The organism is Pseudomonas emilianonis, assembly GCF_023072625.1.
Lineage (GTDB): Bacteria > Pseudomonadota > Gammaproteobacteria > Pseudomonadales > Pseudomonadaceae > Aquipseudomonas > Aquipseudomonas paraveronii.
In genome coordinates this window covers 1-6,741 of record NZ_JAKNRV010000288.1, presented here as the reverse complement: position 1 = coordinate 6,741, position 6,741 = coordinate 1, and the positions used below count along the sequence as shown (strand labels likewise).

Annotated in this window: 5 protein-coding genes; 2 read left to right on the top strand and 3 right to left on the bottom strand. The window is 62.8% G+C overall.

Annotation, left to right across the window (positions count from 1 at the left end):
- The 3 genes from L9Z73_RS22660 to xdhA form a co-directional block, all read right to left on the bottom strand.
- The coding region (locus L9Z73_RS22660; RefSeq protein ID WP_282598720.1) for an XdhC family protein at window positions 1-280 on the bottom strand (280 nt) is incomplete at its 3' end.
- A gap of 138 nt (window positions 281-418) precedes the next feature.
- On the bottom strand, window positions 419-2,818 hold the full coding sequence (xdhB, locus tag L9Z73_RS22655; RefSeq protein ID WP_247405725.1) for a xanthine dehydrogenase molybdopterin binding subunit: 2,400 nt from the start codon (window positions 2,816-2,818) through the stop codon (window positions 419-421).
- Window positions 2,811-4,259, bottom strand: a complete 1,449-nt coding sequence (xdhA, locus tag L9Z73_RS22650; RefSeq protein ID WP_247405722.1) for a xanthine dehydrogenase small subunit — start codon at window positions 4,257-4,259, stop codon at window positions 2,811-2,813. The genes xdhB and xdhA overlap by 8 nt, the downstream gene beginning before the upstream one ends.
- Window positions 4,260-4,539: 280 nt before the next feature.
- On the opposite strand from xdhA, the gene L9Z73_RS22645 reads away from it, so the two are divergent.
- Entirely contained in the window at window positions 4,540-5,199 is a 660-nt protein-coding gene (locus L9Z73_RS22645; RefSeq protein WP_247405719.1) for a GntR family transcriptional regulator, read from the top strand.
- A gap of 2 nt (window positions 5,200-5,201) precedes the next feature.
- On the top strand, window positions 5,202-6,741 hold a 1,540-nt coding region (gene smc / locus L9Z73_RS22640), incomplete at its 3' end, for a chromosome segregation protein SMC (protein WP_247405716.1).

The following is a 6,741-nucleotide window of genomic DNA, read 5'->3' as shown; positions in this document are numbered from 1 at the left end:
GCACGGTCGCGCCGCCGCAGCACTGGCCCAGGCTCGCGCCGAGGCTGAAGCGCTCCAGATGGGTGTGTTGCTGGCCGCGGGCGAGCATGTCGCGGGCGAGCTGCATCGCCTTGTATTCCAAGTGCCCGCCGCCGATGGTGTCGAACGTCTGCGCGGCACTGATCACCATCTTCGAACCGGCATTGCGCGGCGTGGAGCCGAGCTCTTCGATGATGGTGACCAGTACGCAGGGCTCGCCCTGGTTTTGCAGGTTGGCGAGGGCGCTGATCCAGTTGTTCATGTCTACCTCAACATTTCTGTTGTCAGTTCTACCGTCATCGGGGGCAAGCCCCCTCCCACACTTGAATGTATTCACAGATCAAAAATGTGGGAGGGGCGGTGCGACGATTCGACTTGCCCCCGATGGCAGCACCTCGATTCAAAGCGAAGCCATCTCGGTTTCAGCCTCAACCGCCTTCGCAGCCCCCAACCGCCGCATCTGTTCACACCCCCACAACACCCGCTCCGGCGTCGCCGGCGCATCGATGTTCGGCTGGTGGCGATAGTCACCCAGGCTCGCCACCGCATCCTTGATCGCGCACCACGAAGCAATCCCGAGCATGAAGGGCGGCTCGCCCACGGCCTTGGAATGGAACACCGTGTCTTCCGGGTTCTTGCGGTTTTCCACCAGCTTCACGCGCAGATCCAACGGCATGTCGGCCACGGCCGGGATCTTGTAGCTGGCCGGGCCGTTCGTCATCAGCTTGCCCTTGTCGTTCCACACCAACTCTTCGATGGTCAGCCAGCCCATGCCCTGGATAAAACCGCCTTCCACCTGCCCGATGTCGATGGCCGGGTTCAGCGAAGCGCCGACGTCGTGGAGGATGTCGGTGCGCAGCATCTTGTATTCACCGGTCAGGGTGTCGACGATCACTTCGCAGCAGGCCGCGCCGAACGCAAAGTAGTAGAACGGCCGACCGCGCGCCTGGCTGCGGTCGTAGAAGATTTTCGGGGTCTTGTAGAAGCCGGTGCTCGACAACGACACCTGGGCGAAATACGCCTGCTGGATCAGGTTCTCAAAGGTCAGGATCTGCTCGCGCACGCGCACATGGCCGTTGTGGAATGCCACGTCCGCTTCGCTCACCTCGAATTTGCGCGCGGCAAATTCCACCAGGCGTTGCTTGATGGTTTCGGCGGCGTTCTGCGCGGCCTTGCCGTTCAGGTCGGCACCGCTGGAGGCTGCGGTCGGCGAGGTGTTGGGCACCTTGTCGGTGTTGGTGGCGGTGATCTGCACGCGGTCGATGTCCACCTGGAACACCTCGGCCACCACTTGCGCAACCTTGGTGTTCAAGCCCTGGCCCATCTCGGTGCCGCCGTGGTTCAGGTGGATGCTGCCATCGGTGTAGATATGGATCAGCGCACCGGCCTGGTTGAGGAAGCTGGCGGTGAAGGAGATGCCGAATTTCACCGGGGTCAGCGCCAGGCCTTTTTTCAGGATCGGGCTGTGGGCGTTATAGCGGCGGATCGCTTCGCGGCGCTCGGCGTATTGGCTGCTGGCCTCAAGCTCGGCGGTCATCTCTTCGAGCAGGTTGTGCTCGACGGTCTGGTAGTAGTGCGTGACGTTGCGCTCGGTCTTGCCGTAATAGTTGGCTTTGCGCACCGCCAGTGGGTCAAGGGCCAGATGGCGGGCGATGGCGTCCATCACTTCTTCGATGGCGACCATGCCTTGCGGGCCGCCGAAGCCGCGATAGGCGGTGTTGGACGCGGTGTTGGTCTTGCAGCGATGGCCGTTGACCGTGGCATCGCCCAGGTAATACGCGTTGTCGGCGTGGAACATGGCGCGGTCGACAATCGAGTTCGACAGGTCCGGCGAGCAGCCGCAGTTACCTGCCAGCTCCAGCTGGATGCCGTGCAGTCGACCGCTGTCGTCGAAGCCCACGTCGTATTCGATATAGAAGGGGTGGCGCTTGCCGGTCATCAGCATGTCTTCGACGCGCGGCAGGCGCATCTTGGTCGGCTGCCCGGTCAGGTGCGCGACCACCGCACACAGGCACGCTGGGCTGGCGGCCTGGGTCTCCTTGCCGCCGAAGCCGCCACCCATGCGGCGCATATCGACAACGATCTTGTTCATCGACACGTCGAGCACTTCGGCCACCAGCTTCTGCACCTCGGTGGGGTTTTGCGTGGAGCAGTAGACGATCATGCCGCCGTCTTCGGTCGGCATCACCGAAGAAATCTGGGTTTCCAGGTAGAAGTGTTCCTGGCCACCGATATGCAGCGTGCCCTGGATGCGGTGCTTCGCGGCCGCCAACGCCATCGCAGAATCACCGCGTTGATGGGTGTGGCTGTCCAGCACGAAGTGCTGGTTGCGATAGGCCTCGACCACGTCCAGCACCGGCTCCAGGTCTTCATATTCGATCACTGCGGCCAGCGCCGCTTTACGCGCGGTTTCCAGGTCGCGGGCGGCCACGGCGAGCACCACCTGGCCGACGAACTGCACGGTGTCGATGGCCAGCAACGGATCACCCGGTAGCAGCGGGCCGATGTCTTTGAGCCCTGGCACGTCTTCGTGGGTGATGACGAGGCGCACGCCGTCGAAGGCGTAGCAGGGCGCGGTATCGATGCTGAGGATTTTGGCGTGGGCGCGGTCGGACAGGCGCGCATACAGGTGCAACTGGTTGGGGAATTCCAGGCGGTCATCGATGTACTGCGCTTCGCCGGATACGTGCTTGGCGGCGCTGTCATGCTTGACGCTGCGCCCGACCCCGCAGGTCAGGTCCTGGGCAAACAGCTCGGCCAGTTCTGCCTGGGTTTTTGCCACGGCGTGATGGTTAGACATAAGCGGTCACCCGAGTCTCGATGTGCGGCGTTTGCAGTTCGATGAAGTATTTGCGCAGCAGGTTCTGTGCGCTGAGCAGGCGGTATTCCTTGCTGGCGCGGAAGTCTGACAGCGGGGTGAAATCCTCGGCCAGGGCGGCGCAGGCTTGCTCCACGGTGGCGGCATTCCAGGGCGCGCCGATCAGCACGGTCTCGCAGTGTTTGGCGCGTTTTGGCGTGGCGGCCATGCCCCCGAAGGCGACGCGGGCGTCGCTGATCACAGCGTTATCGATCTTCAGGTTGAAGGCCGCGCACACTGCGGAAATGTCATCGTCCAGGCGCTTGGATATCTTGTACGCACGGAACTGCGCGTGGCCCTTGGGTACGATGATCTTCTCGATGAACTCGCTGTCCTGGCGCGCGGTGACGCGGTAGTCGATGAAGTAATCTTCCAGCGCCAGGGTGCGCCGGACGTTGCCCTTGCACAGCACGATCTGCGCGCCGAGGGCGATCAGCAGCGGCGGCGAATCACCGATTGGCGAGGCATTGCCGATGTTGCCGCCCAAGGTGCCCTGGTTGCGGATTTGCAGGGAGGCGAAGCGCTGCAGCAGCTCGCCGAAGTCCGGGTATTCGTGGTGCAGCGCGGTATAGCAATCGGAGAGGGCGGTGGCGGCGCCGATTTCCAGGCGATCGTCGAACGTCTCGATGCGCTTCATCTCGTCGATATTGCCGACGTAGATCATCACCGGCAGCGTGCGGTGGAACTGCGTGACTTCCAGCGCCAGGTCGGTGCCGCCGGCCAGCAGGCGAGCCTGGGGGTAGGCGTCGTAGAGGTCGGCCAGGTCGGCGACGGTCAGCGGTACCAGGCAGCGTTTGTCGCCGCTGTTGAGTTCAGCGGTTTGCGTCGGCGCGATGGCCTTGAGACGGGCGATGGTCTGGGCCTCACGGCTGTCGAACTGATCCTGGGGTTTGTTGCCGCAGGCCTGTTCGGCGGCGGCGAGGATCGGGCGATAGCCGGTGCAACGACACAGGTTGCCGGCCAGGGCTTCGTGGGCTTTCTCGCGGTCGGGAGCGTCGCTGTTCTTTTGCAGGGCGAACAACGACATCACAAAACCGGGGGTGCAAAAGCCGCATTGCGAACCGTGGCACTCCACCATGGCCTGTTGCACGCTGTGCAGTTGGCCCTGGTGCTTGAGGTCTTCGACGCTGATCAGTTGTTTGCCATGCAACGACGCCACAAACGTCAGGCAGGCGTTGAGGCTGCGATAGCGAATGCGCTCGGCGCCTTGCTCATCGCTGTGCAGTTCGCCGACCACCACGGTGCAGGCGCCGCAATCGCCGCTGGCGCAGCCTTCCTTGGTGCCGGGTTTGCCCACATGCTCGCGCAGGTAGTTGAGCACGGTCAGGTTGGGGTCCAGGGCGTGCTCGCTACGGAGTTCCTGGTTAAGTAAAAACTGGATCACGGAAGGCCTCGCAGACTCATTATTGTTGTTAACCGCTTTGCGCCGAATCTAGTCATGTCTGACTTTTCGGTCAACGAGTTTCTGACCTTTGGGTCAAGAAAATGCGGCCGCAACACGTTCAATTATGGTCCAGTCTTCTGGAACCGGCGTTTTTGGGGACTTCTGGCTGTTCACTGCTGCTTATTTCATGCCAAATTGTTGAACGTGGGCCGAGCGCCATCAGCGGGCATTTGCGCTACACTGCCGCGCTTGTACCGATAGAAGATTTTGAAGGAAAAACATGACGTTCAAGGCGCCGGACAGTCTCGCCGAGCAAATCGCTCACCACCTCGCCGAACGTATCATTCGCGGCGATCTCAAGCCTGGGGAGCGGATACAGGAACAGAAGGTCACGCTGGCGCTCAACGTCAGTCGTGGTTCCGTGCGTGAAGCCTTGCTGATCCTTGAACGTCGCCACCTGATCGCGATCTTGCCGCGCCGTGGCGCCCACGTCACCGAACTCACGGCGCACAAGGTGCAGAGCCTGTGTACGCTGATGGCCGAGCTGTACATCCTGCTCGGCAATGCGGTGGCGCAGGGCTGGCGGACCCAGGCCGACATGGCGCCGTTCGTGCAGATCCAGCAGCGCCTGGTGAGCAATTTCGAACGCCAGGACATCCGCTCGTTTGTCGAAGAATGCTTCAACGTGATGCGTGCTGCGTACCCCTTCGCCAACAACCCGTACTTGCAGGAAACCGTCGAGAACCTGCAGCCGGCAATGAACCGCGCCTACTACCTGGCCCTGGATCAACGCAAGGCCTCCATGAGCGAATACCTCGCGCTGTTCGCGCAACTGCTCGCCGCCGTGCTCGCCCGTGACTTGCCGCAGATTCGCCAGGTGCTGTCGGCCTACGGCCAGCGCAGTTGCTCGCTGGTGATCGCTGCGTTGGCGGACGTCTAAGCGTGCGGCTCAAGTGCATCAAACTGGCGGGGTTCAAATCCTTCGTCGACCCGACCACGGTGAACTTCCCCAGTAACATGGCGGCGGTGGTCGGGCCCAATGGCTGCGGCAAGTCGAACATCATCGACGCCGTGCGCTGGGTGATGGGCGAGAGCTCGGCGAAAAACCTGCGTGGCGAGTCGATGACCGACGTCATCTTCAACGGCTCCACCAGCCGCAAGCCGGTGAGCCAGGCCAGCATCGAACTGGTGTTCGATAACTCCGACGGCACCCTGGTCGGGGAATACGCGGCCTACGCGGAAATCTCCATCCGCCGCAAAGTGACGCGCGACAGCCAGAACAGTTACTTCCTCAACGGCACCAAGTGTCGCCGTCGGGACATCACCGATATCTTCCTCGGCACCGGCCTCGGCCCGCGCAGCTACTCGATCATCGAGCAGGGCATGATCTCCAAGCTGATCGAAGCCAAGCCCGAAGACCTGCGTAACTTTATCGAAGAAGCTGCCGGCATCTCCAAGTACAAGGAGCGCCGCCGCGAGACTGAAAACCGCATCCGTCGCACCCATGAAAACCTCGCCCGCCTGACCGACCTGCGCGACGAGCTGGAGCGCCAGTTGGAGCGCCTGCACCGCCAGGCCCAGGCCGCCGAGAAGTATCAGGAATACAAGGGCGAAGAACGCCAGCTCAAGGCGCAACTGTCGGCCCTGCGCTGGCAGGCGCTGAACGATCAGGTCGGCCAGCGCGAAGCGATTATCGGCACCCAGGAAATCAGCTTCGAAGCCCTGGTGGCCGAACAACGCAACGCCGACGCCAGCATCGAACGCCTGCGCGACGGTCATCATGACCTGTCCGAGCGCTTCAATCTGGTGCAGGGGCGCTTCTATTCGGTGGGCGGCGACATCGCCCGGGTCGAGCAGAGCATCCAGCACGGCCAGCAGCGTCTGCGTCAGTTGCAGGATGATCTGAAGGAAGCCGAGCGTGCGCGCCTGGAGACCGAGTCCCACCTCGGTCACGACCGCACCTTGCTGCTGACCCTCGGCGAAGAGCTGGACATGCTCACCCCCGAACAGGAAATCACCAGCGCCGCCGCCGAAGAAGCCGCCGCCACCCTGGAAGAATCCGAGACCACCATGCACGGTTGGCAGGAGCAGTGGGACACCTTCAACCTGCGCTCCGCCGAGCCGCGCCGCCAGGCCGAGGTGCAGCAGTCGCGCATCCAGCAACTGGAAACCAGCATGGAGCGCCTGGCCGAGCGCCAGCGTCGTCTGCAGGAAGAACGCGTGTTGCTCGCCGCCGACCCGGAAGACGCAGCGATCATGACGCTGAGCGAGCAACTCGCCGAAAGCGAAATGACCCTCGAAGAGCTGGAAGCCAGCGAAGAACAGCAAGTGGAGCGCCTGGAGCAATTGCGTCAGCAACTGCAACAGGCGACCCAGGCCCAGCAACAGGCCCAGGGCGATTTGCAGCGGCTCAACGGGCGCTTGGCGTCCCTCGAAGCCTTGCAGCAAGCGGCGCTGGACCCCGGCACCGGCACCGCCGAAT

Coding starts and splice junctions, on each gene's coding strand:
- xdhB (WP_247405725.1), bottom strand. CDS start 2,818: ATGTCTAACCATCACGCCGTGGCAAAAACCCAGGCAGAACTGGCCGAG.
- L9Z73_RS22645 (WP_247405719.1), top strand. CDS start 4,540: ATGACGTTCAAGGCGCCGGACAGTCTCGCCGAGCAAATCGCTCACCAC.